A 24540-nucleotide genomic window follows, 5' to 3' on the forward strand; every position below is an offset into this window, starting at 1 on the left:
CTGATAACGGGATCGCTTTGGGGCAAGCCCATGTGGGGCACCTACTGGGTCTGGGACGCGCGGCTGACCTCCGTGCTGGTGCTGCTCATCATGTATCTCGGCCTGATGACCCTGTGGCGCACCATGGAAGACCCGATCCGGGCCGGCAAGGCGGCCGCCGTGCTGACGCTGGTCGGCGCGCTCAACCTGCCGGTCATCAAGTTCTCGGTCGACTGGTGGAACACGCTGCATCAGCCCGCCAGCGTCATGCGCATGGGCGGCCCGACCATTCATCCGGACATCCTGTGGCCGCTCCTGGTCATGGCAATCGCCTTTACCCTGCTGTTTTTCGTGCTGCACTTTATGGCCATGCGCAACGAGATCCTGCGCCGCCGGGTGCGCGCCCTGCGGCTGCGTGCGGCAAGTGCCGCCCATTCCGGCGCGGCCGCCGCAACCGCCCGGCCCGCGGAGGTGACATCATGATGGACTTTGGACCTCACGCCGGTTTCATCTTCGCTTCCTATGGCCTGTGCCTGATCACCGTGCTCGGCCTGATCGCCTGGGTGAAGATCGACAGGGTCAATCAGGAAAAGGCCCTGAAGGAACTGGCCGAACAAGGCATATCCCGCGCCCGGCCTGAAAAGCCAACCAGGTAGAACATGACCGCTTCAGACACCAACACCAAGGCCGCAGGAAGCGGCGAACCGGAATCCTCTGCATACCGGGAACCGGCAAAGCCACGCTTTCCCGTATTGGTTCTCCTGCCGGTGGTCGTCTTCGTGGCCCTGGCGGCGCTGTTCCTGTTCCAGTTGACCCTGGGCGGCGATCCCAAGGAAATTCCCTCCGCCCTCATCGACAAACCGGCGCCTGCGTTTTCGCTGAGTGCCGTGGAAGGCCTGACGCGGGACGGCAATCCTGTGCCGGGTCTTTCGCGCGAGGATCTCATCGGCAAGGTGTCCGTGGTCAATGTCTTTGCCTCCTGGTGCGTGCCCTGCCGGCAGGAGCACCCGATCATGGAAGACCTTGCGAAGGTGGACGGCATCCAACTTGTCGGCATCAACTACAAGGACAAACCGGAAAACGCCCGCCGTTTCCTCGGCAGTCTCGGCAATCCCTACCGGCTCATCGGCGCCGACACGGCCGGCCGTGCGGCGATCGAATGGGGCGTCTACGGCGTTCCGGAAACCTTCATCGTCGATGAAAAGGGGACGATCCGCTACAAGTACATCGGCCCGCTCAACCCCAAAGCCTACCGCGACGTTTTCCTGCCTATCCTTGAAAAGGTGAAAAACGGCGGCTGACAGGCGACTCGGGTTGCCCGCCAGCAGCTTACTTACCGGCGTCATCCCGGCCGGGCGAAGTCCGAGCCGGAAACGGGGAGGCACTTTCCTTTCCCTTCGCTCGCGAAACGGCAGACTTCGGCCCGCCGATCCCGGATCTTCGCGACGCAGCGTCCGGGATGATCGTTTCTGTGATATCGCGAAAATCCAGGACAGTTGAAGCAGGCCTTTCCGCCTCCCCAAGCCAACCTGCGCCTTCACCCGAATGTCGTGACCGGTCACGTTCGCGCGATAAGACTGGAAAGCCGCCGAGGTCACCGGCTCGTGACTCGCGATTAAGGCCGCGATTGCCTATTTTACGGGCAATCGAAACAGGAACCGAACCAGATGGTGGGCCTTGCCTCCCGAAGCACCGGTCATGCGATCCGTGCTTCCATGATTGTAATAGCCGGCGTCTTGACCGGAGTGTCTTCCATGGAACGTGCGCAGGCCGAGCCGCTGAAAGTGGTCGAACTTTTCACCAGCCAGGGCTGCTCGTCCTGTCCGCCTGCCGATCGCCTTGCGGAACGCCTTGTGAAGGAAAACGAGGACCTGCTGACCCTGGTTCTGCCGGTGGACTATTGGGACTATCTCGGCTGGAAGGACACACTGGCCAGCCCGGTCCACTCGGAACGCCAGCGCGCCTATGCCGCCCGGCGGGGCGACAGGTCCGTCTATACGCCGCAGATGGTGATCAACGGCGAGGAACATGTTGTCGGCAGCCGGGAAGGTGATGTCCGCGCCGCCCTTGCCAGAGCAGAACCGTTTACCGCGACGGTGGACGTTTCGATTTCCGACATGGCCGTGCAGGCTACGGTCGACGGTGTTCTGCCGGCCGGCGCCAAGATGGCGACCGTCTATTTCCTGGGTGTCGAGGACGAGGAAACGATCAGCATCGGGCGCGGCGAAAATGCCGGCCGGAAGATCCGCTATGTCAATGTCGTCCGCAACCTGGAACCGATGGGCATGTGGTCAGGCGGTTCGGAAACCTTCCGCATGCCGAAGTCCAAGCTGATGCTGACGGATGACACCCGCTGCGCCGTCCTGATTCAGGTCGAGGACCAGGACGGTCCCGGCACGATCATCGGTGCAGCCGTCATGGATTGGGAAGACGGGTCCTGAACCGGTTTCAGGTTTCATCGCGAGTGTGACCGAATTTCAATCCTCCCCCGAAATCTCCGGACCGGCCCGACAAACGGGTTGTAACCCACGTAAAAACTGATACCCCTTGCCGCGGCCCGTTCGGCACCGCGCGATGACCCGTGCGACACCGGGCTCTGGACGGCCTCGCTCTGTCAGGCCGGCAATGCTGCTTTCACATGTTTGTCGGCTGAAGGCAGGTTGACCTGGAGAAACGGCATGGATCTAAAGCTCAGGCTCCGGACCGCCTTTGCAAGCATCGTCATCGGCATTCTGGTACTTGGTCTCAAGTTCGGGGCCTATTGGCTGACCGGGTCCGTGGCGCTCTATTCCGACGCGCTGGAAACAACGGTCAATATTGCCTCCTCGCTCGCCACGCTCGCAGCCGTCTGGTTCGCGGCCAAACCCGCTGACAGCAACCACCCCTACGGACACGACAAGGCGGAATATTTCGCGGCCGTTCTGGTCGGTGTCATGATCGTCCTGGCGGCCCTCTTCATTTTCCGGGAAGCCTGGTTCGGATTGACGAGTGGCGACACTCCCGAATATTCCGCCCCCGGGATCTCACTGAATATTGCCGCAGCTGTCATCAACGGCCTCTGGGCCCGTTACCTGATGCATCACGGCAAGAAGACACGCTCCCCCGCGCTTGTCGCGGACGGCAAGCATCTCATGACGGATGTCGTATCCTCGCTCAGTGTGCTGGTCGGCGTTGTCCTGGTTCTGCTCACCGGCTGGAAGGTGCTGGATTCCGCGCTGGCGGTATTCGTGGGCATGACCGTGCTGTGGTCGGGCTGGGGCCTGGTCAAGGAATCCGTCGGCGGCCTTATGGACGAAGCGGCATCCGCGGATGTCCTGACGAAAATCCGCCTGCTGATATCCGAACACGGCGAAGGTGCCCTGGAAGCGCATGATCTGAGGACACGGATCGCCGGCAAATCCACCTTCGTCGACTTTCACCTGGTCGTGCCCGGGTCGATGGCCGTCGACGAGGCCCACGAAATCTGCGACCGGATCGAAGTGGCGATTGCCGAAGACGTGCCGGGGGCCCATATCACCATTCATGTCGAACCGGAGCACAAGGCCAAACACTCCGGAATTGTTGTCCTTTAGCCAAAGGCTATTGACCTCAAAAGAGCGAGACGATCCACGAATGCCTTCCTGGCGGCGGTTTCACGCCCAGCTTGTTGACCACATCCTGCTGATTTCCGGCGCGGTGTTCATGGCGCTGCCCGTTTATTCCCTGTTTGCGGCAACGACACACGCGCGCGGCACTCCGCTGATGCCCCGCCTGGACCTCGGCGGCAGCGTCCTTGTGAACTACGGCACCTTCCTGACCGAAAGCGCCGGCTTCACGGGCAATGTCACGGTGCTTTCCATGCTGTGGAACTCGCTTGCGCTGGGGGCCGGGTTTGCCGGCCTGAAAGTCGCGCTGTCCCTATTGACCGCCTACGCCCTGATCTACTTCCGTGTGAGATTCGCCAGCGCGATCTTCGCGGTGCTCCTGCTCACCCTGATGCTGCCGTTGGAATCCCGGTTTCTGCCAACTTACGAGATCGTGGCGGGGCTCGGCCTCGTCAACACACGCACAGGTCTCATCCTGCCGCTGGTGGCCTCCGGCCTCGGAACGCTGTTTTTCCGCCAGTTCCTGCTGACGGTTCCCGACACCTTGCTGGAATCCGCCCGTCTCGACGGCGCCGGACCGCTCAAGTTCTTCCGAGACATCCTGCTGCCCCTGTCCCTGCCGACGGCGGGCGCCCTGTTCCTGGTTCTTTTCGTCACCGGCTGGAACCAGTATCTGTGGCCCGTCATCGTGACTTCGGACGAAAGCACCTACACGCTTGTGCGCGGCCTGCAGTTCTTCGGCAGCACCAGCCTGTCCGGCATGATGCTCACCATCCTGGCGATCCTGCCACCGGCCCTGCTTGTCATCTTGTTTCAAAGACAGGTGGTTAAAGGTCTGTTCGACGGTTCACACTAGGGTACGAAAGAGGTGCGTCGCGGCACCCCCAAGCGAAAGGCTGAAAATTCATGACATTCAAGGCGATCCTGTTCGATTGCGACGGCGTTCTGGTGGATTCGGAAAAGATCTATGTGGCCGTGGAACGGGAGCACCTTGCCCGGCTCGGACTGCACTACAGTCTGGATGAATACATGGACCGGTTTCAGGGTCTGGGCGGGCCGGATTTTCACGCGGCACTGGACAAGGATCACCGGGCTCTCGGCAAAGGCCCGCTGCCGGAAACCTTCCGGGAAGATCTCGACAAGGCCACCATTGAGCGAATGGACAGGGAGCTCACGGAAATTTCCGGGATCAGGCAATTGCTTGAGGCGCATGAGGGCGCGCGCGCCGTCGCCTCATCGTCCCGCCTGCAAAGGCTGGTTCACAAGCTTCGGCACACCGGCCTTTACGACTATTTCGAGCCGCACATCTATTCGGGCGAGCAGGTGGCAAACGGCAAGCCGGCACCGGACCTCTTCCTGTTTGCCGCCCAAAAGCTTGGCATCGATCCGGCCGCGACCCTCGTGATCGAGGACAGTTCCAATGGCGTCAGGGCAGGTCTTGCGGCCGGTATGACCGTCTGGGGTTTCGTCGGTGGCGGCCACAGCCATTCCGGCCATGCCGGGCAGCTTGAGGCGGCCGGCGCCCACAGGGTCGTCAGCAGCCACGACGACCTGGCGGGGCTGCTGCTGCACGCGAACGCCGAAGCCTGAAAACGGGGCTGCGATGATCACCGACATCGAGGACTTCTTTGCACACGGATGCGGACGCTGCGCACGCTTCGCGACGGCGGACTGCTCGGCCCGCCAGTGGGCGGACGGCTTGAAGGAACTGCGCAGGATCTGCCTGGCGGCAGGGCTTTCCGAGACCGTGAAATGGGGACATCCCTGCTACATGCATGGCGACCGCAATATCGCCGTCCTTGGCGCCTTCCGGAACGACTGCCGCATCACCTTTTTCAATGCCGCGCTGCTGAAGGATCCCGAAGGCGTGCTTGAAAGACAGGGGCCCAACACCCGGCACCCCAACATGATACGTTTTTTGGACAACGCCCGAGTGGCGGAGCAGGAATCGGTTCTCACGTCCTATCTGAGGGAAGCAACGGGCTATGCTGACGCGGGCCTCAAGCCCCCGAAAGACGCGGTGGACTTCGACCTGCCCGAAGAATTTCTCGACGCCCTGGACGCCGACCCGGACCTGAATGAGGCCTTTCAGGCGCTGACACCGGGGCGCCGGCGAAGCTATGCGATCAATCTGAACGGGGCGAAGAAATCCGAAACGCGGATCGCACGCATCGCGAAATTCCGCGGCCGCATCCTTTCCGGAAAGGGCGCAAACGAGCGCTGAGGCAGCAGGCGCTGCCGGTGGTTCCCGCGGCGCCAGGCACCCAGGATGTCAAACACCCAAGATGTCAGGCCCCCAGGGTATCAGGCTCCCAGGGTATCAGGCCGGGCCCGGCCGCAGCGTTTTGCCCGTTGTTTCGTCGAAGAGGTGCAGTTTGTCGGTGCGCGCGGCAATCGTGACGTCCTCGCCCGGCCGGAAGTCGTGCCGTTCGGAGAAAACAGCAACAAGTTCGCTGCCGCCGTAGCGCAGGAACACCATGGTCTCATGACCTGTCGGCTCGGTCACGCTGACGGTCGCCTTCAGGCCGCTTTCGGCAAGTGAAAGATGCTCCGGCCTGACGCCGAGCAGGACCGGCTGGCCCTCGGTCGCCTCCGGCCTGAAGCCCAGTGCGATCTCGTCACCCGCTTCCGTGACGAACAGGTCGCCCTCCGCCTTGTAGGTCCCCTTCAGGAGGTTCATCGAAGGAGACCCGATGAAGGTCGCGACGAAGGTGTTGACGGGCCAGTCGTAGAGGTCCAGCGGCGTGCCGATCTGCTCGACGTTGCCTCCCTGCATGACCACGATCTTGTCGGCCATGGTCATTGCCTCGACCTGGTCGTGGGTCACATAGACCGTCGTCGTCTTCAGCCGCTGGTGCAGCTCCTTGATCTCCTTGCGCATCTGCACGCGCAGCTTGGCATCGAGATTCGAAAGGGGCTCGTCGAACAGGAACACCTGCGGCGAGCGGACAATGGCCCGTCCCATGGCCACGCGCTGGCGCTGCCCACCGGACAGCTGGCGCGGATAGCGGTCGAGATAGGGAACGAGATCGAGCGTTTCGGCGGCGGCCTGCAGGCGCTGCTTGATCACATCCGCCGGCAACTTCTGCAGACGCAGCGCGAACACCATGTTCTCGGAGACCGTCTTGTGCGGATAAAGCGCGTAGCTCTGGAACACCATCGCGATGTCGCGGTCTTTCGGCGGCAGGAAATTCACGACCTTGCCGCCGATGGAAATGGTTCCGCTGGTGATGCTTTCAAGACCGGCTATCATGCGCAGCAGGGTGGACTTGCCGCAGCCCGAAGGGCCGACGAGAACGACGAATTCCCCATCGGCGATATCGATATCTATGCCGTGAAGTACCTTCAGGGCACCGTAGGCCTTCTCGGCCCCGGAAATATTGACCTCAGCCATTTCACTCCCGTTCGCCTCGCGTTCGGACCTTTCAGCAAGACCGCATCCGAAGCTTTTTGCTTTTTCCAATCATCGGCTTTCGGACATTGGAACGGGGCGATCGACAGCCCTGCCCTTGCCGGAAATCCTATGGAAACCTCCTCCATGAAACGTTTCATTTATTGTTGACTTTTCCACCCTCCCGTCTAATGCTTCGACGTGAAGTTGAGAGAGGAGCGACTTCAAGCAAGATATGAAACGTTTCATTTCTTGCTTAGCAGATAGTTCCGCCCGAAGCCAGAGCTAAAAACCGGACCGGCACGACGCTGCCGAGATACCGGCTGGGCGGCAGGGATGAAACGTGGAGGAGACCACATGAAAGTCGAGATTTATGACGCCATAATGCGCCGTCAGGCGAGCCGGCGTGACATTCTGCGCGGCACGGCCAGCGCGGCTGCACTGCTTGGCGCTTCAGGCGTGGTGGGCGGATTTCCCGGAAAAGCGTTCGCGCAGGACGACCTGCGTGCGCAGATCCTGAAAATCCCGGGTGTGGGCAAGGGCTCGCCGACGGATGCCGACTGGCAGAAAGTCGGCGAACTCTGCCTCGGCCCGACCAAGGCCAATGTCGCCGAGGGCGAATTCGAGGGCGTTGAACTGACCTTCATGGGTCTCAACAACCAGAACCAGCACAACTTCCTGTTCCGGGGATTCCTGAAGTCGTGGGAAGCCTATACCGGCGCCAGGATCAACTGGATCGACCTTGCCCAGGCTGACTACAACGCCCGCCTTCAACAGTCGATTGCAACCGGCACCGTCGACTTCGACATCATTGAAATGGGGGCCCCGTTCGAAGGCGACACCGCCGGCCGCGGTCTTCTCGACGAGATGCCCGCCTGGGTTGCCGAGCAGATCGAGGCGGACGACCTTGTGGGCTACCTGCAGCCACCGGTCGGCACCTGGGACGGCAAGACCTACCGCATCACCATCGACGGTGACTGCCACACCTTCGCCTACCGGAAGGACTACTTCGGCGAAGGTTCGATCAGCGGCATGAACGAAGCACCCAAGACCTGGCAGGAAGTCAATGCGGCGACGATTGCGCTCAAGGGCAAGACCGATCCGCTCACCGGACTCCCGGCCTACGGTTATCTCGACCCGCTCAAGGGCTGGGGTGGCTTCGGCTTCTACTTCATCGAAAACCGCGCACTCGCCTATGCGAAATATCCGGGCGATCCGGCGTGGCTGTTCGATCCGGAAGACATGAAGCCTCTTGTCAACAACCCGGCGTGGGTCCAGGCCATCCAGGACGTCATGGATCTCATTGCGGCCGATGTCTATCCGGCGGACCAGATCAACGCGGATCCGGGCACGACGGCCTTCTCGCAGTTCCTCGCAGGCACCGGCTCGATGCTTATGTGGTGGGGTGACGTGGGGTCCAACGCCCGTACGTCCGACACCTCGGTCGTCGGTGACGTCGTCGGCTTCGGCATCAACCCCGGTTCCGACCGCGTCTACAACCGCAAGACCGGCGAGTGGGAAGACAAGTACAACGAAGCGCCCAACATGGCCTACATCGGCTGGGGCATCTACGTGACCAAGCAAGTGTCCGGCGACGAAAAGAAACGCAAGGCAGCCTGGTCCGCAGCGGCACACCTCGGCGGAAAGGACCTTTCGCTCTGGACCGCGGCTTACCCGTCCGGTTTCCAGCCCTATCGCCAGTCCCACTTCCAGTTCGACGAATGGGAAGCTGCGGGCTACGACCGTGCCTACATCGAGGATTACATCGGGTCGAACGCCGACAGCTACAACCACCCGAACGCAGCCATCGAACCCCGGATTCCGGGTATCTTCCAGTATTACTCCGTGGCAGAGGACGAACTGGCGAAGGGCTTTGCAGGGCAGTACAAGTCGGCTCAGGAAACGGCGGACGCGATTGCTGCCGCCTGGGAAAAGATCACCGACCAGATCGGCCGGGAAAACCAGCTGAAGCTGTACAGGGCTAGCCTGGGGCTTTGATTTTTTGACGCATTCGCTGGCGGAGTCCCCTCCGCCAGCGTTTTTCCGTTCCGGGCGAGGAATAACATGTCGACAGTCGAAGGCGACCTGCTCCACACGGTCGAAACCGGTTCCATTTCAGTGAGCCGCCGATTCTGGGGCCGTCTGGCACTCTGGCTGAGTGCCGCTTGGTTCATAGCCTCTTTCATCCTGCAGGCCGGTCACGATCTGGGCTGGACTTCATGGGGCTTCGAGAACTGGCGCCCTGTCCTTTATGCCTATTTCATCTGGGCGACGGTGCTGTGCATCACCCGTGTGGTCATTTACGGCGAGGCCGGCAAAAAGGCGCTCTTCGTTCTGCCGGCCGCCCTTTTCGTCGTCTCGATGGTGGTGTTCCCGCTGCTTTTCGCATTGTGGGTCGGGTTTTCCGACTGGAACCTTGCCTCGCTGCACGGCCGGAAATTCAACGGGCTCGACAATTTGCGCAGGATGATCACGGATCCCTTCTACGCGAACGCACTCCTCAATATGATCTACTACTGCCTGGCGATCGTGATCGAATATGCCATCGCCTTCGGCCTTGCGCTTCTGCTGTACCAGGAGATCGTCGCGCGCAAGTTCTGGCGCGTTACCTTTCTCGTGCCCCTGATGCTGTCGCCGGTCGCCGTCAGCTGGATGGTCGGCAAGTCGATGCTGGAAAACCGCTTCGGCCCGATTGCACGCTTCGGCCGGTGGCTCGGCTGGGAGAACCCGTCGTTCTTCGGCGATCCGGTTACCGCGAAACTCTCCGTCATGATCATGGATGCGTGGACCTTCATTCCCTTCATGATGATCATGCTTCTTGCCGGCCTGCAGTCGCTGTCAAAAGAAGTTCTTGAGGCTGCGGAAGTCGACGGCGCCTCGAAATGGCAGCGCTTCTGGCAGGTCATATTCCCCCTGATGCTGCCGGTCTCGATAACCGCCATCATGATCCGCATCATCTTCAAGCTGAAGCTGGCGGACATCATCATCACCGTGACCGCCGGCGGCCCGGGCGGCGCAACGGACTCCGTCACCAGTTTCATCTATCGGGAATACCGGGACCGCTCAAACGTCGGATACGGTACGCTGCTCGCGATCGTTTATCTGGTGATCATCGTCATAGGCATGACGCTGCTTCTGAAGGTTTCCGACCGTATCGTATCGCGCATGACAGGAAGACTCTGATGGCATCGATCGATCTCGAAAAATACGGACGCGCTCAGCGCCTGCGCTGGTGGTCGATGCGGTTCGTCGTTTACGGCCTGCTCGTCACATGGGCGATCGTCTGCATCTTCCCGCTTTTCTGGACCGTCACCACGTCATTCAAGACGGCTCCCGACGTCATGCGCGGCAACATAATGCCCTGGTACAGTTTCAGTCCGAGCTGGCTCGGCTGGCGATCGCTCGGACTGTCGCCCGACACGATTTTCGAGACCTCGACGGTACGTGAGGAATTCATGCGCCGGCTCTGGAACAGCTCGATCATTTCCGTGTCCGCTTCCGCCCTTGCGGTTTTTCTGGGCACATTGGCGGCCTATGGCCTGAGCCGGTTCTCCTACAAGTTCGGCTTCATGCGGAATTCCGATATTTCGTTCTTCTTCCTGTCGCAGCTGATCATGCCCCCGGTCGTTCTCGCCCTGCCCTTCCTGGTGCTCTACAAGGAGCTCGCCCTGCTCGACACCTATTCCGGCATGATCGCCATCTATACGCTGATGGTTCTGCCGATTGTCGTGTGGATCATGCGCGATCAGTTCGCGACCGTGCCGGTGGAACTCGAGGAAGCCGCGCTTGTCGACGGCCTTTCTATCTGGGGCTCGTTCTCGCGTATCATCGTGCCGCTGATCCTCCCGGGCATGGTAGCGGCTTTCATCCTGGCGCTGATCCTGTGCTGGAACGAATATTTCTTCGCCGCGCTCCTGACGTCCACCAACACCAACACCCTGCCGGTGATGATCGCCAGCCAGACCGGCAGCCAGGGTATCAACTGGTGGTCCATGGCGGCTCTTTCCACCGCCGGCATTCTCCCCCTGGTCTTTGTCGGCGTTCTGCTGGAAAAGCATATCATTGCCGGCATGACAGCGGGCGCGGTCAAGTAACGGCGGGACCCGCAACATGTCCAGGATGCCAACAGTCAAGGATGTCGCGGAGCATGCGGGCGTATCCGTCGGCACCGTCTCGCGCGTTCTGGCGGGCGAAGCCGCGGTCAAGCCCAGCCTGCGCGAAAAGGTCAATGCGGCAATCGCAGCACTCGGCTACCGGCCGAACGTGACCGCGAGAGCCCTGCGCACCAGCCGGACGGACGTCGTCGGCCTCATCGTTCCGGACATCACCAATCCGTTCTTTGCCCAACTGGCGGCCAGCGTCGAACTGGCCGCCCGGAACCACCGGCATTCCCTGATGCTGGCGAGTTCCCACGACGACCGCGATGCGGAGCAGGACCATGTCCTGGCGTTTCTGGACCGGTCCGTGCGCGGCATTATTGCGGTCGCGTCGAGCGACAATCCGGACCTACGTCTCAAGTCCCCGGTTCCGATCGTTTCTCTCGACCGGCGCTTCGGCAACTTTCCGCTGGTCTCGACCAATCACGAACAGGGAGCGGCCCTTGTTGCGGAACATCTGGTCGGGCTCGGCCACCGCCGCATCGCCTATATCGCCGGTCCGTCCGATACGGAGGCCGGACGGGCACGCCGCGAGGGGTTCGTCCGGCGCATACGCCAGCTCGACGGCGGGGTGACGCTGGAGGTGGTCCCCGGCCGGTTCGACTATGAATCGGGCGAAAAGATTGCCCGCGAACTGCTGTCGCGCCCGCCACAGGAACGTCCGACGGCCATTGCCGGCGCCAGCGATCAGCTGGCCATCGGAACGCTGCGCGCTGCGCGAGACCTCAACGTCAATGTGCCGCGCGACCTGTCGGTAACGGGCTTCGACGATATCTCGCTCGCCAATCTCGTCGTGCCGCGCCTGACGACCATACGCCAGCCTACGGACCTGCTGGCCTCACGGGCGGTTGAAATGCTCTTCAGCCAGTCTTCGGAAATGAGCGACGACATGATCGACGGAGCCCTTGTCAAGCGGGGCTCGAGCGGACCGGTGCCTCCGGCGGGGTCCGGGTCCGGCACATGAACCAGGCAAGCGGCTGGCGCTGCTGCCGGCAAAAAAGAGAGGTGGATCAATGCTAAAAGGCATCAGGGCCGAACTGAACGGCGATATTCTTCAGGCGCTTTGCACCATGGGCCACGGCGACGTCGTGGTCGTCTCCGACGCCAACTTCCCATCGGATTCCGTCGCCCGCCAGACCCGGCTCGGCAGGCTGCTGACGATGGAGAACATCCCGGCGCCACAGGCGATCGAGGCCATTCTCTCCGTGTTTCCGCTGGATACACCGCTCCAGCCCTCGGTAGGCCGCATGGAAGTAATCGGCCAGCCGGACGAAATCCCCCCGATCCAGCAGGAAGTCCAGGCGATCGTCGACCGGGCCGAGGGCAAACCCGCTCCCATGTATGCGGTTGAGCGGATGGCGTTTTACGAAGTCGCCAAGAATGCCCACTGCGTCATCGCGACGGGAGAACTCCGGTTTTACGGATGCTTCCTCCTGACCAAGGGCGTCATTCCTATCGAGGATGTCGTCCGATGAGCACGCGGGGCGGGATTGTCATTCTCGGTATCTTTGCCGCCGACACGGCCTACAAGGCAAAGCGCCTGCCACATATTGCCGAAACGCTGATGGGGTCCGGTTTCACCCTGGGACCCGGCGGCAAGGGATCCAATCAGGCAATTGCGGCGGCCAAGGCCGGAGGCAGGGCAACCTTCATCTCGCGGGTCGGGAAGGATCCCTTCGGCGAGATGGCGCTGGCGGCCTACGAGGCCGCGGGCGTTCGGGCCAATGTGATGCAGATGGAAGACGTTGCGACGGGCGCCGCCTTCATCTTCGTCAACGAGGACAACGGCGACAATGCCATCATCGTCGCGCCGGGCGCAGCCGGCCTCATCGATATCGAGGATGTCGACGCCAACCGGGCCGACATCGAAAGCGCCGCGATCTTCATGACCCAGCTCGAGCAACCGCTGGAAGCCGCCCGCCACGGCCTGTCCATGGCAAAAAGCGCGGGTGTGACGACGGTCTTCAATCCCGCCCCGGCGCGCGCCATTCCGGACGAGCTGTTCGCCTTGTCCGATTTCATCGTCCCCAACGAGATCGAAGCTGCCGAACTGGTCGGCCACACGGTTGAAACCGAGGACCAGGCGCGCGCTGCCGGCGACATCCTGCTGCAGCGCGGCGCGGGGACCGCCATCATCACCCTCGGAGACCGGGGCGCGCTTTATCACACCGCTGGCAAGAGCGAACTCGTTCCGGCCTATTCCGCTGGCAAGGTGATCGACACAACCGGTGCCGGCGACGCCTTTCTCGGCGGGTTTGCAACAGCGCTCGCCGAGGGAATGCCGCCGGTCGACGCGGTGCGCTTCGGCTGCGCGACGGCAGCCATTGCCGTCACCCGGCCGGGCACCGCACCGGCGATGCCCGCGCGCGCGGAAATCGACGCCCTTCTGCGCTCGGCATGAACGAATTGGGCGGCGGCCATCCTGCCGCCGCCCTTTCACCTGCGGACCGCAAGGTGGACCCGATAGCCTCTTCCTCGCATGCCCGCGTCGATTTGGATACCGGCCATCACAAGAATGTCCGCCACTCCATTCACCGACCCAGATCGTGCTCCGGATTGGCACTGATCTTGTGGATCGAAAGGTCCGCCCCCCGGTGCTCCTCTTCCTGCGACAGCCTGAGGCCCATGGTGACCTTGAGCACGCCGTAGACCAGAAGTCCGGCGGCCAGCGCATAAAGCGCGCCTGCCAGGGTGCCGATGACCTGGGAAGCAAGCGACACGCCGCCGAGCCCACCCAGGCTTTCCAGACCGAAGACGCCGGCGGCGATACCGCCCCAGGCACCGCACACGCCATGCAGCGGCCATACGCCCAGCACATCGTCGATCTTCAGTTTGTTCTGACAGTATTCGAAACCGGTGACGAAGATCGCCCCGGCCACACCACCGACGATCAGGCTGCCGACCGGATGCATGACATCGGAGCCGGCGCACACAGCCACAAGGCCAGCCAGCGCTCCGTTGTGGACGAAGCCGGGATCGTTACGGCCCACGACCAGCGCCGTCAGGATGCCGCCGACCATCGCCATCAGCGAGTTGATGGCGACCAGCCCCGACGCTCCTTCAAGGGACCCCGCGGTCATCACGTTGAAGCCGAACCAGCCGACGCACAGCATCCAGGAGCCCATCGCCAGCCAGGGCAGCGAAGACGGCGGAATGCCGATCGGACGGCCGTTCCGGTCATAGCGACCCATGCGCGCGCCCAGGTGCAATACCGCGCCGAGCGCGATCCAGCCGCCGACCGCGTGGACGACAACCGATCCCGCAAAGTCGTGGAACGACGCGCCGAACGTCGCCTCCAGCCAGGACTGGATGCCGAAGTTGCCGTTCCAGACGATGCCCTCGAACAGCGGATAAACGATGCCGACAAGCACCACGGTCGCCAGGCACTGCGGCCAGAATTTCATTCGCTCGGCGATGCCGCCGGAAATGATCGCCGGAATGGCGGCCGCGAAGGTGGTCAGGAAGAAGAACTTCACCAGCGTCAGCCCCTGAAGTTCAAATCCGCCGCCGCCCCCTGAAAGCGTTGCCGCGCTCACCAGGAAGGTCGTGCCGTAGGCCACGGCATAGCCGACAAAGAAATAGGCGACGGTCGACAGCGCGAAGTCGACCAGGATCTTGACCAGCGCATTCACCTGGTTCTTGTGGCGGACCGTGCCGACTTCAAGAAAGGCAAACCCCCCATGCATCGCGAAGACGAGAATAGCCCCGACCAGAACAAAAAAGACGTCTCCGCCAACCCCGGATGCGTTCATTATTGACCCCCATTTAGGCAAAATGCCGTTGTCTTATGCGTTTTGGGTGTCTTTGCATTCAAACTGCATGCCAAACGGGCAACTGGTGAAAAATAACGCAGAATTCAGCCGGTTTCTTGAGCGAAAACCTCGTCACGCGAAAGTGCAGACGTAGAAAGAGAGATGTTTTTTTAGCCAACAGATGAATTTTTAGGCAGTCTTCAATCTCGACTGGCCCGAAACAAAAAAGAGCCCGGGGTCGCCCCCGGGCTTTCCAAGTTTGCGGTCTGAGCCAATAGACCGCCTGGGAGATTTTTTGACCGAGCGCGTCCTCAGATGCGCTGGGAACCGGTTCCGAATTCCGGATAGGCTTCGACGCCGATTTCGACCTTGTCGAGACCGAGTGCCTCTTCCTCGTCGGAGACCCGGATGCCGACGGTCACTTTCAGGACCATCCAGACAACCCCGCTCAGAACCAGGGTGAAGGCGCCGATGGAGATGATGCCGATCAGCTGGCTGACGTAGGAAGCGTCGGAGTTCGACAGCGGCACGATGAGCGTGCCCCAGATACCGGCCAGCAGGTGAACAGGGATGGCGCCGACGACATCATCGATCTTCAGCTTGTCGAGCATCGGGACAGCGAAGACGACGATCGCACCGCCGACACCACCGACGAAGACGGACACCCAGACGCTGGGAGCCAGCGGCTCGGCGGTGATGGCGACAAGACCGGCAAGCGCACCGTTCAGGGCCATCGTCACGTCCACCTTCTTGTAGAGGATCTGGGTCAGACCGATCGCGACCACGACACCGGCAGCAGCGGCCATGTTGGTGTTGGCGAAGATGCGGGAAATGTCGGTTGCATCGCCAATGGTGCCCATGGCGAGCTGGGAAGCGCCGTTGAAGCCGAACCAGCCGAGCCACAGGATGAAGGTGCCCAGCGTTGCCAGCGGCATGGAGGAACCCGGGAACGGATGCACGGAACCGTCCGCGCCGTATTTGCCTTTACGGGCACCCAGGATGATCGCACCGGACAGGGCCGCCCAGCCACCGACGGAGTGCACCAGCGTGGAACCGGCGAAGTCGGAGAATTCGGCACCGCCGATGCTCTTGACGGTGTCGCCGTTCAACCAGCCACCGCCCCATTCCCAGGAACCGGTAATCGGATAGAGGACGCCGGTCAGAACGATGGTGAAGATCAGGAACGGCCAAAGCTTGATGCGCTCTGCAAGCGTGCCCGAGACGATCGATGCGGTGGTCGCACAGAAGACCATCTGGAAGAACCAGTCGGACGCCGTGGAGTAGCCGGTATCGAGGGCGTTGCCGCCGACGGCATCGAACGAATAGGGACCAAAGGAGCCCATGAAGCCGCCATCAACACCCGAGTACATCAGGTTGTAACCCGTGATCCAGAACATCAGGCCCGCGATGGAATAGAGAGCGATGTTCTTCAGGCACTGCATGGAGACGTTCTTGGAGCGGACCAGACCTGCCTCGAGCATGGCGAAGCCCGCGGCCATCCACATCACCAGGAAACCGCCGATCAGGAACAGCAGTGTGTTGAAGATGTATGCGACTTCCGGAGAGACGGCCGGAACCTCGGGAGCAGCCGAAGCGTCCTGCGCAAGCACCGGCAGAGCCGAAAGGCTCAACACGGCCAGCGACGTCGCGCCCTTAGCGACAAGTTTTCTCATGATACGTTTCCTTACCTAAATCACAGAGCTTCGGCGTTGGTCTCGCCGGTACGGATGCGGACGACCTGGTCGATCGAGTGGACGAAAATCTTGCCGTCGCCGATCTGGCCGGTTTTTGCTGCGCTCGAAATCACCTCGACAACCTTGTCGACGGAGGCTGCATCAACGGCGACTTCGATTTTCAGCTTCGGCAGGAAGCTGACCGCGTATTCGGTGCCGCGGTAGATTTCGGTGTGGCCCTTCTGGCGGCCATAGCCTTTCACTTCGGTCACCGTCAGCCCCTGGATGCCGATGCCGGTCAAGGCATCGCGCACTTCGTCGAGCTTGAACGGCTTGATGATGGCCATCACTATTTTCATTGCTCGTTCCATTCCCCTTTTGACGCCCCTTCCCGCTGAAGAAGCTCGGCCGGCCGCCCCGGAACTGCGCCTGTTGGTTTCCCCTCTGGAAGGGACATCCCAGGTCTTTGCCTTGGTCACGCAGCGTGACCCCGAGCCGGCATCGGCCCTTTCTTTTCAAAGACCGTGCCAACTTTGATTTTCTGGAGAATTTTTCGCGGAATTCTGCGGTTTACTGGTCAAATGAGCATCAATCGGCGCATGAAATTGAATCACTCCGATTGCTTTTCAGGCAGAGGATCTGCCTAAAATTTACACAGCTCATTTCGTTGTGATTAAAATATATGCAAAATTGTGTTATTTACGACCCGCCGCCCAAAATCGAAGCAACGGACAGACGAAATCAGGCCCGGGACCTTTACGATCCCGGGCCTGTTCAACAGTCAACGAGGCATTGCGGCAACCGGATCCGTTCAGGCGGAAAAGCCGCCATCGTCCAGATAGGCCTGCTCTTCCGCCGTCGTCTCGCGTCCCAGCACCTTGTTGCGATGCGGAAAACGCCCGAACCGGCGGATCACATCCAGATGGATCAGAGCGTAATGATAAGCTTCCTTGTCCCCGCGCGTCCGGCACAGGTCGACGCATTTTTCCTGCGGTGCGATGTCTTCCGCGTGCATGAAGGGGAGATAGTAGAAGTACCTTTCCACGATCGGATAAGCCCGGTCGAACCCGTTCGCAATAGCCTGTTCTGCAATCGTCAACGCCTTCCGGTCGCCGGAAAAGGCCTCGGGCGTGCCGCGGAATACATTCCGGGTCATCTGATCCAGAAGAAGGAGCAGGGCGAGCGATCCGGCGGCCGATTCTGCCCAGTGATCCAGCCGGCCCGAGATGGCGTCGTGGATTGAAGGAAGAAACCGGTCGCGGCAATGCTCGTCGAATTTATCGCCGCCGGCGAACCATTTCGCCGACCCGGCCTGCCACCAGAAATCAAGTACGTCAGAAGGGGTGATCGGCTGATCGGTCATGAGGTCGTATTCCGTTCCGGCAAATGATTGTTTTTCCATTTCCTGCAGCTTGACAGCCCGCGAGAGGACCTGAATGTAATGGCTCCCGGCTCATTTGCCAGCCGTCAAGGCACCACAGGCAAGCGTCTGCCAGTTCAGCTGGTGTTCGCGGATCTGCGCTTCCAGATAACCCGAGGCCTTCAGGTTGGCCATTTCCTGCCTGAAGGCGGCAACCAGCGCCGGATCGGTTCCCTTGCTGAAAACCGCCCAGAGCGGCCTTGCAAGGTCCTTCACCAGGATCACCGGCCGAAGAAGATTGCCGTCATAGCCCTGCTTGCAGGCGCTGGCCTTGGCCAGAAATCCGGTCAGCGGCAAAAGGTCGACCCGGTTGAGAAAAAGCATTTCGATGCCCTGATGATAGTCGGTGATCGGCACGAGCTTGCCCGCATCTTCAAATCCACGTTTCCTCAGATAGCTGTGCAGGTTGCCGCCGTTCTGGACACCGATCCTGACCTTCAGGTCCAGCAACTCGTCGATCCGGTCGACTGAAATCCTCGGCGCGGAGGAGAGTTGGTAAAGGTTTTGCCCGTAGGGGGAGACTTCCCCGACCCAAATAAACTTCTCTTCCCTCTCCGGCGTCCGGGAGATTGAAAAGAACAGGACATTCGGCTGCGTTTCCGCAAAAAGCATGGCCCGCTTCCAGGGCAGGAACTCATAGGCGCTGATCTTGACCGGCATGGTCCGGTTGACCCGCTCCGCCACCGCCAGCATGAAGGCGGAGACATATCCGTCCGGCTTGCCGTTGTTGTCCCACTGCAGCGGTGCAAAGCTCTGGGTGACAATCTGGATACGGGCCGGATCGGCCTTGGCCTGCGGGCTGAAATACACCACCATCGCCACCACAGCCCAAGCCACGCGCCAAAGTCCCGCCTTCATCCCTCGTCCAGTTCTCTCGTTCGCGCCGGCAGAACGGGTTCTGCCTCGCCAAGCCTCGGATTTGCACAAAAGCTAGATTTGAACTGCTAATCTTGTATGAATGCCAGGCACCCTCGCCGGGCAATATTCTGTGCCCGGCCCATGACCAACACAGGGAAGGCTTTTGGTGAGCGAAACGACACTCGACCTGAAAGGGCTGAAATGCCCGTTGCCGGTTCTCAAGACCCGCAAGGCAATGACCCGGCTTTCGGAAGGCGACCATCTGACCGTCCTCACCACGGATCCGATGGCTGAAATCGACATACCGCACTTCTGCCGGGAAAACGGCCACACATTGCTGGCATCAGAGCGCACCGAAACGGGCCACACGTTCCGGCTCGCCAAGGGAGCCTGATCCGGGGGATCGATGTCTGGCCCGTTCAGTGCCTGCCCGCGATCTTGTCGATTTGGGCTGCAAGCTCCAGATCCAATTGGCTCAAACCGCCGACGTCATGGGTCGCCAGGGTAATGTCCACGCTCCTGTAGACATTGGACCATTCCGGATGATGGTTCATTTTTTCCGCGACAAGCGCGACCTCAGTCATGAAACCGAAGGCTTCCCGGAAGTTCTTGAAACGGAAGGACTTCGAGATGGCCTCGCGGCCCTCGCACAGATGCCAGTCCGTCAGTGTCTTCAGCCCGGCCGCCCGGTCTTCCGGTTTCAGTCGTTCAACCATCTGGTCCTCCCAGTAATTATCCGCTTCCAGACCCGCCCCGGCCTTTCCCATCCTATCCCCTTCGCGCGTTGATGGCGATTGCCGGCTTTCCGGAAACGAGGACACAGGCCCCCAGGACCAAACACCATTTGCATCTCCTGCAGGAAACTCGCAGGGTAACACCAACGATTTCACCCTTCACCCGCCGGAGCCCACATGCCGCAATCCGTCCTGTTCGTCTGCCTCGGCAACATCTGCCGTTCGCCCCTGGCCGAAGGCGTGTTCCGCGCGCTTGTGCAGGAAACGGCGCAGGCGGACAGGTTCTTCATCGATTCCGCCGGAACCGGCGCCTGGCATGTCGGCAATCCTCCCGATCCGCGCTCGGTCGAAACAGCGGCACGGCACGGGGTCGACATTTCCATGCAGCGGGCGCGCAAGGTTCACCCCGGGGATTTCACCCGCTTCGACACGATCGTGGCCATGGACGGCAGCAACCTGTCGACATTGCAGGCCAGGGCAGGCGGCGGCGTCGCCGAGCTTCGTCTGCTGCTGACAAATCCGCAGCGGGATGTTCCCGACCCCTATTATGGCGGCCCCGACGGCTTTGAAACGGTCTACCGGCTGGTGCACACCGGCTGCCGCGAGCTGCTGGAAACACTTTCCCGGTAGACCGGGTACATCCGGCCGGCGTGCTTCATAATACCGTCTCACTCGGTGCGGTAAGGATTGCGTCTTCAATCCGCGAATCCCGGCCCCAAAATGAAATTTCTGTGGTGGTCCCTGGCAGCAGTCCTGATCGCGCTCGGCCTCGCCACGGTCTGGCTTCCCATCCCGACCGGCGTACCTCTGCTGGCCCTCGGGCTGATCGTCATCATCGGCACCAGCCGCGGCGCGGCGCGCATGCTGCGCTCCCGCAGGCGCAGGACGCCGCATCTCAACAATATGATCACCTGGATAGAGGACAGGTCCCCGCTCCGGTTCGCCCGGATCCTGAAGCGGACCCGGCCGCGAAAGTGACAGGCGAAGGTCGATCAGCTTTCGGAAAATTTCCTGAGCACGCGCCTGAGAACACGCCGCGTCCGGATGCCACGCCGTTGCAGGCTCCTTTGCAGCCGGCGCCCCTTCACCGTGAACCATTCGTCGAGCCCGGCATCGCTGATCAAGGGCGGTTTCTTGGCGTATAGCAGCCAGTGAACCGCAAGGATGACGAGCAGCGTCAGCCCCCAGGAAATCAGCGTGTCGGAAAGAAAATGGCCGCCAAAGGCAACGCGGTTGACCGACAGGATGGCGCACAGGGGCAGGAGGAAAGCCAACGCCGGCTTGCGCCAGCTTGCAGGCACCAGAAAGGCGACGGCCACCAGCCACATGCTGGCCGAAGCTTCACCTGAGACGAACGAGCAATTGCTGTAGCAGTAATCGGTGACTTTCCAGACCGGTTGATAAGGCAGGTCACCACCGAACTCTTCCACCATCCGCGGTCGCGGACGGCCCCAGTTGTTCTTCAGGATCAGGTTCACCAGAACGCCCGGCCCGAGGATCAGCGTGGACAGCAGAAACACAGGCTTGCGCAGCGGCATCAGCGGCGGAAGACTGGGCACGAAAAACTTGATCACAAGCACCGCGACGCAGATGACCGCGATGACCCGCACCAGAAACGGACCGAGGTGCCTCACTTTGCGGAGGAAGTCGACGTTTTCAGCGGTGAAGCCGGCCGGGTCCGAGTAGAAAAGTCCACTCGCCCAGATGTCGACTCCGGGAAATGCCAGGAAAAACAGAGAAACGATGCCGACAAACGCGCCAACTGAAATCATCGGATGCCCGATGCAGTAGCCAACGGCCTTGCGCAGGGGAGTGTTCGGCATATTGTTGGATGGATCGGCTTGCGTCATGGCTGCTCTTTAGCGCATCCCGAAACGCGATCCAATCCCTTCTGGTGGCGGCCGGCCTCCCTTTCCTGGAGTTAACCATCATGCAGGAGAAATCCGAGCGAGTTCATGCCACCGGCGCCAGGGACGGTTCGCATCCGCCCGAAGACGGCAAACCGGTCCTCCAGTTCTGGTATGAATTCGCCTCTACCTACAGTTATCTCACGGCGATGCGCATCGAGACGCGTGCCCAAGACCTGGGGGTCCGGATCGTCTGGCGGCCGTTTCTTCTCGGGCCGATTTTCAAGAAACAGGGCTGGGAGACTTCGCCTTTCAACCTCCACCCCGCCAAGGGGCTTTACATGTGGCGTGACGTGGAGCGCCAATGCGAACGCTATGGCCTGCCCTTCACGACACCCGTCCCCTTCCCGCAGCACAGCCTGCTTGCCGCCCGCATTGCCTTTACCGGTCGGGACCAACCGTGGATCGGCGCCTTTACCCGGGCCGTGTTTCTGGCCGAATTCGGTCAGGGGCTCGACATTTCCGAAGAGGCGCTGATGGCGGACCTGCTGCTGGAGGCAGGCGCACCCGCGAAGCAGGTTCTTGCCGAGGCTTATGAACATGGGGCCAAGTCCGGGCTGCGCGCGGCCGTTACCGAGGCCGAGGATCTCGGTATTTTCGGCGCCCCCAGCTTCATTCTTCCGGACGGCGAGCTCTACTGGGGTGACGACCGCCTTGAAATGGCCCTCGAAGCCACTTTGCGCGCGTCCTGAGCGCAGGCGCTCGGCCTGTCGGTCGCGGCTGCTATCCGGCCTGCCGACTGTTCGCGGCGAGCGCTTGTCCGGCTTTCTTCATCACTTCGAACAGAGCTGCCGGTGACAACGGCTTGGCAAGAAAGTCCTGAAAGCCCGCGTCGCGCAATTGCTCGTCGGCAACAGAATCCAGGGCCGCGGTCACCGCGATCAGCGGCAACTCCGTCTCCGGCTTCAGGGCCCTGAGTTCCTGCGCGGTCTCCAGTCCGCTCATGCCGGGCATGTGAAGATCCAGCAAGACGGCGTCGAAACGCTGCTTTTGGACAATTCCGACGGCCTGCTCACCCGACCTGGCGACCTCGGACGAAATACCGAACGATTCCAGCAGCGCTTCGAGCAGACGGCAGTTGGTCTCGTTATCGTCGACAATGAGCACATGTTTCGGCAGCGGTCCGGCAGGTCCCCCGGTTGCCTGAGCGGGCGCGGAAGCGGCAGTGCGCGCGGGCACGCTGCCGTCCGGTGTCACCGGGATCAGGACTTCGAAACGGCTGCCACCGGCTTCGCCCTCCGTCAGGTGAAGCTCGCCGCCCATCTCCTGCACCAGCTGAGACGTTCCCCAAAGCCCCAGACCGGTTCCGGGCCCCGTCTCGCGGCCCTGGCGCCCCCGGACGAACGGACGGAACAGACGCGCCCGTTCTTCGGGGTCGATCCCAGGACCACTGTCTTCCACCGTCAGCGCAACCCAGTCCTGTCCGGTCACCTCCGCCTGCTCCGGCGGCCGCCCCGGCGACACACGGACCTTGATGCCACCGGACGGCGTGTATTTCACCGCATTGTCGAGGAGCGTCGCCGCAACCCGGCGCAGGGTACCGCCATGACGGGTCACAAACCGGTCCACCGCGTTCTCGACGGCAAGATCCAGGGAAAGCCCCTTGGCGGTGGCGGCGATCTCGAAAAGTCCGGCAACATCGGCGATGCAGTCCGTAATCCGGCAGGCCTCTCCGCCGGGACCGGCTCCCGGTCCGGCAGCGCTCACGAGCTCGCCGGTCATCTGCACGAGTGCGTCAATGGAACGGACGAGAATGGAAAGCTGTTCTTTTTGCGCAGCGTCGAGCGGACCGTTGCCGATCAGTTCGGCGGTCAGGCGCATTGCCGAGAGCGGCGTCCTGAGATCGTGGGCCAGCAAGGCGATCTTTACGCCGTCATCGTCCCGTTCTGCCATCCGTCCAGCTTCCTCTACTAGATGTGACGTCAACGGGGCTTGCCAGACGGGTGCTAAGAAGCCACCTTGACCATAGCCGTGATTAACGTTCCTTCCGGCGCATGTCCATCCGATCTCCGTGCAAGCCGAGCTCTTAGACAGCTACCTTGCATCCTGCCAAACCTTCCGGAAAGCCGATACGGCCAACATCATAAATGCTTTCACAAACCTTTCAGATCGTCGCCCCGGTTTTTCTTCTGATTGGCATCGGCTACGTCCTTGCGAAGTTTCGCATTCTGAAACCGGCGGTCAGTGATGCCCTTGGCCAGTTCGTGTACGTGATTGCAATCCCGGTGCTGATTTTCAAAAGCCTGATCAATGCGGACTTCTCCGGTGGTGTTCCGCTGGAGCTGTGGGCCAGCTATTTTCTGGGCGTCGGGTTTGCCTGGGCTGTCGGCGCCCTGATCATACGCAAGGGTTTCGGCCGGGAAGCGCGCGCAGGCGCCATCGGAGGCATCTCGGCAGCCTTCGCCAATACGATACTTGTCGGCCTGCCCCTGGTCTCGGCGGTCTATGGGGAGAGCGGACTTGTCCCGCTGCTGCTGATCATCTCGATTCATCTTGCAACAATGACAGTCGTCATGTCGGTTGCGATGGAACAGGCGGCCGCAGTCGACAGCGGCGAGGCCCGCCCGCCGCTGGGACGGCTCCTTTACGGCGTCGCCAGGAGCCTGGCGGCCAATCCCCTGATCGTCACGATCATCCTCGCCTTTGCTTGGCGGCAGACGGGTCTGCGGTTCCCCGCGGTTCCAATGGACGTTCTCACCAGCATCGGGGCAACAGCACTGCCGCTTTCACTTCTGTCACTTGGCATGAGCCTGGTGCAATACGGCATGCAAGGCAATGTCCTGCCGGGCCTGTTGCTCAGCCTGGTGAAGATTGCCCTCATGCCGGCCATCGTTTTTATGGCCGGGGCTTTCCTGTTTCACCTGCCGCCGCTGTGGACCGCAGTGGCAACGCTCACCGCCGCCTGCCCGACCGGGGTCAACGCCTACATCTTTGCCAACAGGTACGGGACCGGACACGCCATGTCCGCCAATGCGATCACCATGACCACGCTCAGCGCCATCGTCACGACAAGCCTTTGGGTCTGGTTCCTCGATCATTGGTTCGCAATAACTCTTCGCTGACGCGGCCTGCAACAGACCCGGGA

The 24540-nt window shown here is 61.4% G+C and carries 28 protein-coding genes; 19 read left to right on the top strand and 9 right to left on the bottom strand.

Annotated elements, in window-relative coordinates; all coding sequences use genetic code 11:
- The 8 genes from ccsA to ACQY7U_RS11395 form a co-directional block, all read left to right on the top strand.
- Nucleotides 1-462, top strand: a 462-nt coding sequence (ccsA, locus tag ACQY7U_RS11360; protein WP_428644526.1) for a cytochrome c biogenesis protein CcsA, incomplete at its 5' end; no start/stop codon positions are given.
- The gene (ccmD, locus tag ACQY7U_RS11365) at nt 459-635 is read left to right on the top strand and encodes a heme exporter protein CcmD (RefSeq protein ID WP_428644528.1); all 177 of its coding nucleotides are present in this window, start codon (nt 459-461) and stop codon (nt 633-635) included. The genes ccsA and ccmD, both read left to right, overlap by 4 nt.
- A gap of 3 nt (nt 636-638) precedes the next feature.
- Nucleotides 639-1280, top strand: a complete 642-nt coding sequence (locus ACQY7U_RS11370; RefSeq protein ID WP_428644530.1) for a DsbE family thiol:disulfide interchange protein — start codon at nt 639-641, stop codon at nt 1278-1280.
- Nucleotides 1281-1733: 453 nt separating this feature from the next.
- A complete protein-coding gene (locus ACQY7U_RS11375; RefSeq protein WP_428644532.1) occupies nt 1734-2420 on the top strand; it encodes a DUF1223 domain-containing protein in 687 nt (228 codons plus the stop codon).
- 237 nt (nt 2421-2657) lie between these two features.
- Entirely contained in the window at nt 2658-3551 is an 894-nt protein-coding gene (locus tag ACQY7U_RS11380) for a cation diffusion facilitator family transporter (protein WP_428644533.1), read from the top strand.
- 40 nt (nt 3552-3591) lie between these two features.
- Nucleotides 3592-4419 (top strand): ABC transporter permease subunit, encoded by an 828-nt coding sequence (locus ACQY7U_RS11385; RefSeq protein WP_428644535.1) that lies wholly within the window; start codon nt 3592-3594, stop codon nt 4417-4419.
- A gap of 50 nt (nt 4420-4469) precedes the next feature.
- Entirely contained in the window at nt 4470-5153 is a 684-nt protein-coding gene (locus ACQY7U_RS11390; RefSeq protein ID WP_428644537.1) for an HAD family hydrolase, read from the top strand.
- Between the two features lie 13 nt (nt 5154-5166).
- A complete protein-coding gene (locus ACQY7U_RS11395; protein ID WP_428644539.1) occupies nt 5167-5787 on the top strand; it encodes a YdeI/OmpD-associated family protein in 621 nt (206 codons plus the stop codon).
- Between the two features lie 96 nt (nt 5788-5883).
- On the opposite strand, the gene ACQY7U_RS11400 is transcribed toward ACQY7U_RS11395, so the two are convergent.
- Nucleotides 5884-6957: an ABC transporter ATP-binding protein gene (locus tag ACQY7U_RS11400; protein WP_428644541.1), complete on the bottom strand. Its 1074-nt coding sequence runs from the start codon at nt 6955-6957 to the stop codon at nt 5884-5886.
- A gap of 354 nt (nt 6958-7311) precedes the next feature.
- Between ACQY7U_RS11400 and ACQY7U_RS11405 the strand changes: the two genes are divergently transcribed.
- The 6 genes from ACQY7U_RS11405 (at nt 7312) to rbsK (ending at nt 13512) form a co-directional block, all read left to right on the top strand.
- Entirely contained in the window at nt 7312-8952 is a 1641-nt protein-coding gene (locus ACQY7U_RS11405) for an extracellular solute-binding protein (RefSeq protein ID WP_428644542.1), read from the top strand.
- 66 nt (nt 8953-9018) lie between these two features.
- Nucleotides 9019-10137, top strand: coding sequence for a carbohydrate ABC transporter permease (locus ACQY7U_RS11410; RefSeq protein WP_428644543.1), 1119 nt, complete (start codon nt 9019-9021; stop codon nt 10135-10137).
- Nucleotides 10137-11048, top strand: coding sequence for a carbohydrate ABC transporter permease (locus tag ACQY7U_RS11415; protein WP_428644545.1), 912 nt, complete (start codon nt 10137-10139; stop codon nt 11046-11048). The genes ACQY7U_RS11410 and ACQY7U_RS11415 overlap by 1 nt, the downstream gene beginning before the upstream one ends.
- A gap of 16 nt (nt 11049-11064) precedes the next feature.
- The gene (locus ACQY7U_RS11420) at nt 11065-12075 is read left to right on the top strand and encodes a LacI family DNA-binding transcriptional regulator (RefSeq protein WP_428644547.1); all 1011 of its coding nucleotides are present in this window, start codon (nt 11065-11067) and stop codon (nt 12073-12075) included.
- A gap of 49 nt (nt 12076-12124) precedes the next feature.
- The gene (locus ACQY7U_RS11425) at nt 12125-12586 is read left to right on the top strand and encodes an RbsD/FucU family protein (RefSeq protein WP_428644548.1); all 462 of its coding nucleotides are present in this window, start codon (nt 12125-12127) and stop codon (nt 12584-12586) included.
- Nucleotides 12583-13512 (top strand): ribokinase, encoded by a 930-nt coding sequence (rbsK, locus tag ACQY7U_RS11430; protein WP_428644549.1) that lies wholly within the window; start codon nt 12583-12585, stop codon nt 13510-13512. Before ACQY7U_RS11425 ends, rbsK begins: the two co-directional genes overlap by 4 nt.
- 130 nt (nt 13513-13642) lie before the next feature.
- Here rbsK and ACQY7U_RS11435 read toward each other — a convergent pair whose 3' ends face one another.
- From ACQY7U_RS11435 to ACQY7U_RS11455, 5 genes are all read right to left on the bottom strand, one after another.
- Complete coding sequence (locus ACQY7U_RS11435; protein WP_428644551.1) at nt 13643-14863, bottom strand: ammonium transporter; 1221 nt, start codon at nt 14861-14863, stop codon at nt 13643-13645.
- A 311-nt stretch (nt 14864-15174) separates the two neighbouring features.
- The gene (locus tag ACQY7U_RS11440) at nt 15175-16536 is read right to left on the bottom strand and encodes an ammonium transporter (RefSeq protein WP_428644552.1); all 1362 of its coding nucleotides are present in this window, start codon (nt 16534-16536) and stop codon (nt 15175-15177) included.
- 20 nt (nt 16537-16556) lie between these two features.
- The gene (locus ACQY7U_RS11445; protein WP_428644554.1) at nt 16557-16895 is read right to left on the bottom strand and encodes a P-II family nitrogen regulator; all 339 of its coding nucleotides are present in this window, start codon (nt 16893-16895) and stop codon (nt 16557-16559) included.
- Between the two features lie 452 nt (nt 16896-17347).
- Nucleotides 17348-17899: a DUF924 family protein gene (locus tag ACQY7U_RS11450; RefSeq protein ID WP_428644556.1), complete on the bottom strand. Its 552-nt coding sequence runs from the start codon at nt 17897-17899 to the stop codon at nt 17348-17350.
- A gap of 90 nt (nt 17900-17989) precedes the next feature.
- Nucleotides 17990-18793, bottom strand: coding sequence for a substrate-binding periplasmic protein (locus tag ACQY7U_RS11455; RefSeq protein ID WP_428644558.1), 804 nt, complete (start codon nt 18791-18793; stop codon nt 17990-17992).
- A 187-nt stretch (nt 18794-18980) separates the two neighbouring features.
- Here ACQY7U_RS11455 and ACQY7U_RS11460 point away from each other — a divergent pair, with 187 nt between their 5' ends.
- Nucleotides 18981-19208 (top strand): sulfurtransferase TusA family protein, encoded by a 228-nt coding sequence (locus tag ACQY7U_RS11460; RefSeq protein WP_428644560.1) that lies wholly within the window; start codon nt 18981-18983, stop codon nt 19206-19208.
- Nucleotides 19209-19233: 25 nt separating this feature from the next.
- Here the strand turns inward: ACQY7U_RS11460 and ACQY7U_RS11465 are convergent, their stop codons facing one another.
- Nucleotides 19234-19530 carry a 4a-hydroxytetrahydrobiopterin dehydratase gene (locus ACQY7U_RS11465; RefSeq protein WP_428644562.1) on the bottom strand — a complete coding sequence of 99 codons (297 nt, stop codon included), beginning with the start codon at nt 19528-19530 and terminating at the stop codon, nt 19234-19236.
- Nucleotides 19531-19725: 195 nt separating this feature from the next.
- Here ACQY7U_RS11465 and ACQY7U_RS11470 point away from each other — a divergent pair, with 195 nt between their 5' ends.
- Together ACQY7U_RS11470 and ACQY7U_RS11475 are read left to right on the top strand one after the other, a co-directional pair.
- Nucleotides 19726-20178: a low molecular weight protein-tyrosine-phosphatase gene (locus ACQY7U_RS11470; RefSeq protein ID WP_428644564.1), complete on the top strand. Its 453-nt coding sequence runs from the start codon at nt 19726-19728 to the stop codon at nt 20176-20178.
- Between the two features lie 90 nt (nt 20179-20268).
- A complete protein-coding gene (locus ACQY7U_RS11475) occupies nt 20269-20526 on the top strand; it encodes a hypothetical protein (RefSeq protein ID WP_428644566.1) in 258 nt (85 codons plus the stop codon).
- Between the two features lie 14 nt (nt 20527-20540).
- On the opposite strand, the gene ACQY7U_RS11480 is transcribed toward ACQY7U_RS11475, so the two are convergent.
- Complete coding sequence (locus ACQY7U_RS11480) at nt 20541-21398, bottom strand: phosphatase PAP2 family protein (protein ID WP_428644568.1); 858 nt, start codon at nt 21396-21398, stop codon at nt 20541-20543.
- 80 nt (nt 21399-21478) lie between these two features.
- Between ACQY7U_RS11480 and ACQY7U_RS11485 the strand changes: the two genes are divergently transcribed.
- Nucleotides 21479-22147 (top strand): 2-hydroxychromene-2-carboxylate isomerase, encoded by a 669-nt coding sequence (locus ACQY7U_RS11485; protein ID WP_428644569.1) that lies wholly within the window; start codon nt 21479-21481, stop codon nt 22145-22147.
- A gap of 31 nt (nt 22148-22178) precedes the next feature.
- Here ACQY7U_RS11485 and ACQY7U_RS11490 read toward each other — a convergent pair whose 3' ends face one another.
- Nucleotides 22179-23348 (bottom strand): response regulator, encoded by a 1170-nt coding sequence (locus tag ACQY7U_RS11490; protein WP_428644571.1) that lies wholly within the window; start codon nt 23346-23348, stop codon nt 22179-22181.
- 194 nt (nt 23349-23542) lie between these two features.
- Here ACQY7U_RS11490 and ACQY7U_RS11495 point away from each other — a divergent pair, with 194 nt between their 5' ends.
- Nucleotides 23543-24517 carry an AEC family transporter gene (locus tag ACQY7U_RS11495; RefSeq protein ID WP_428644572.1) on the top strand — a complete coding sequence of 325 codons (975 nt, stop codon included), beginning with the start codon at nt 23543-23545 and terminating at the stop codon, nt 24515-24517.
- The last annotated feature ends 23 nt before the right edge of the window (nt 24518-24540 follow it).

Source organism: Roseibium sp., from assembly GCF_050301095.1.
GTDB lineage: Bacteria > Pseudomonadota > Alphaproteobacteria > Rhizobiales > Stappiaceae > Roseibium.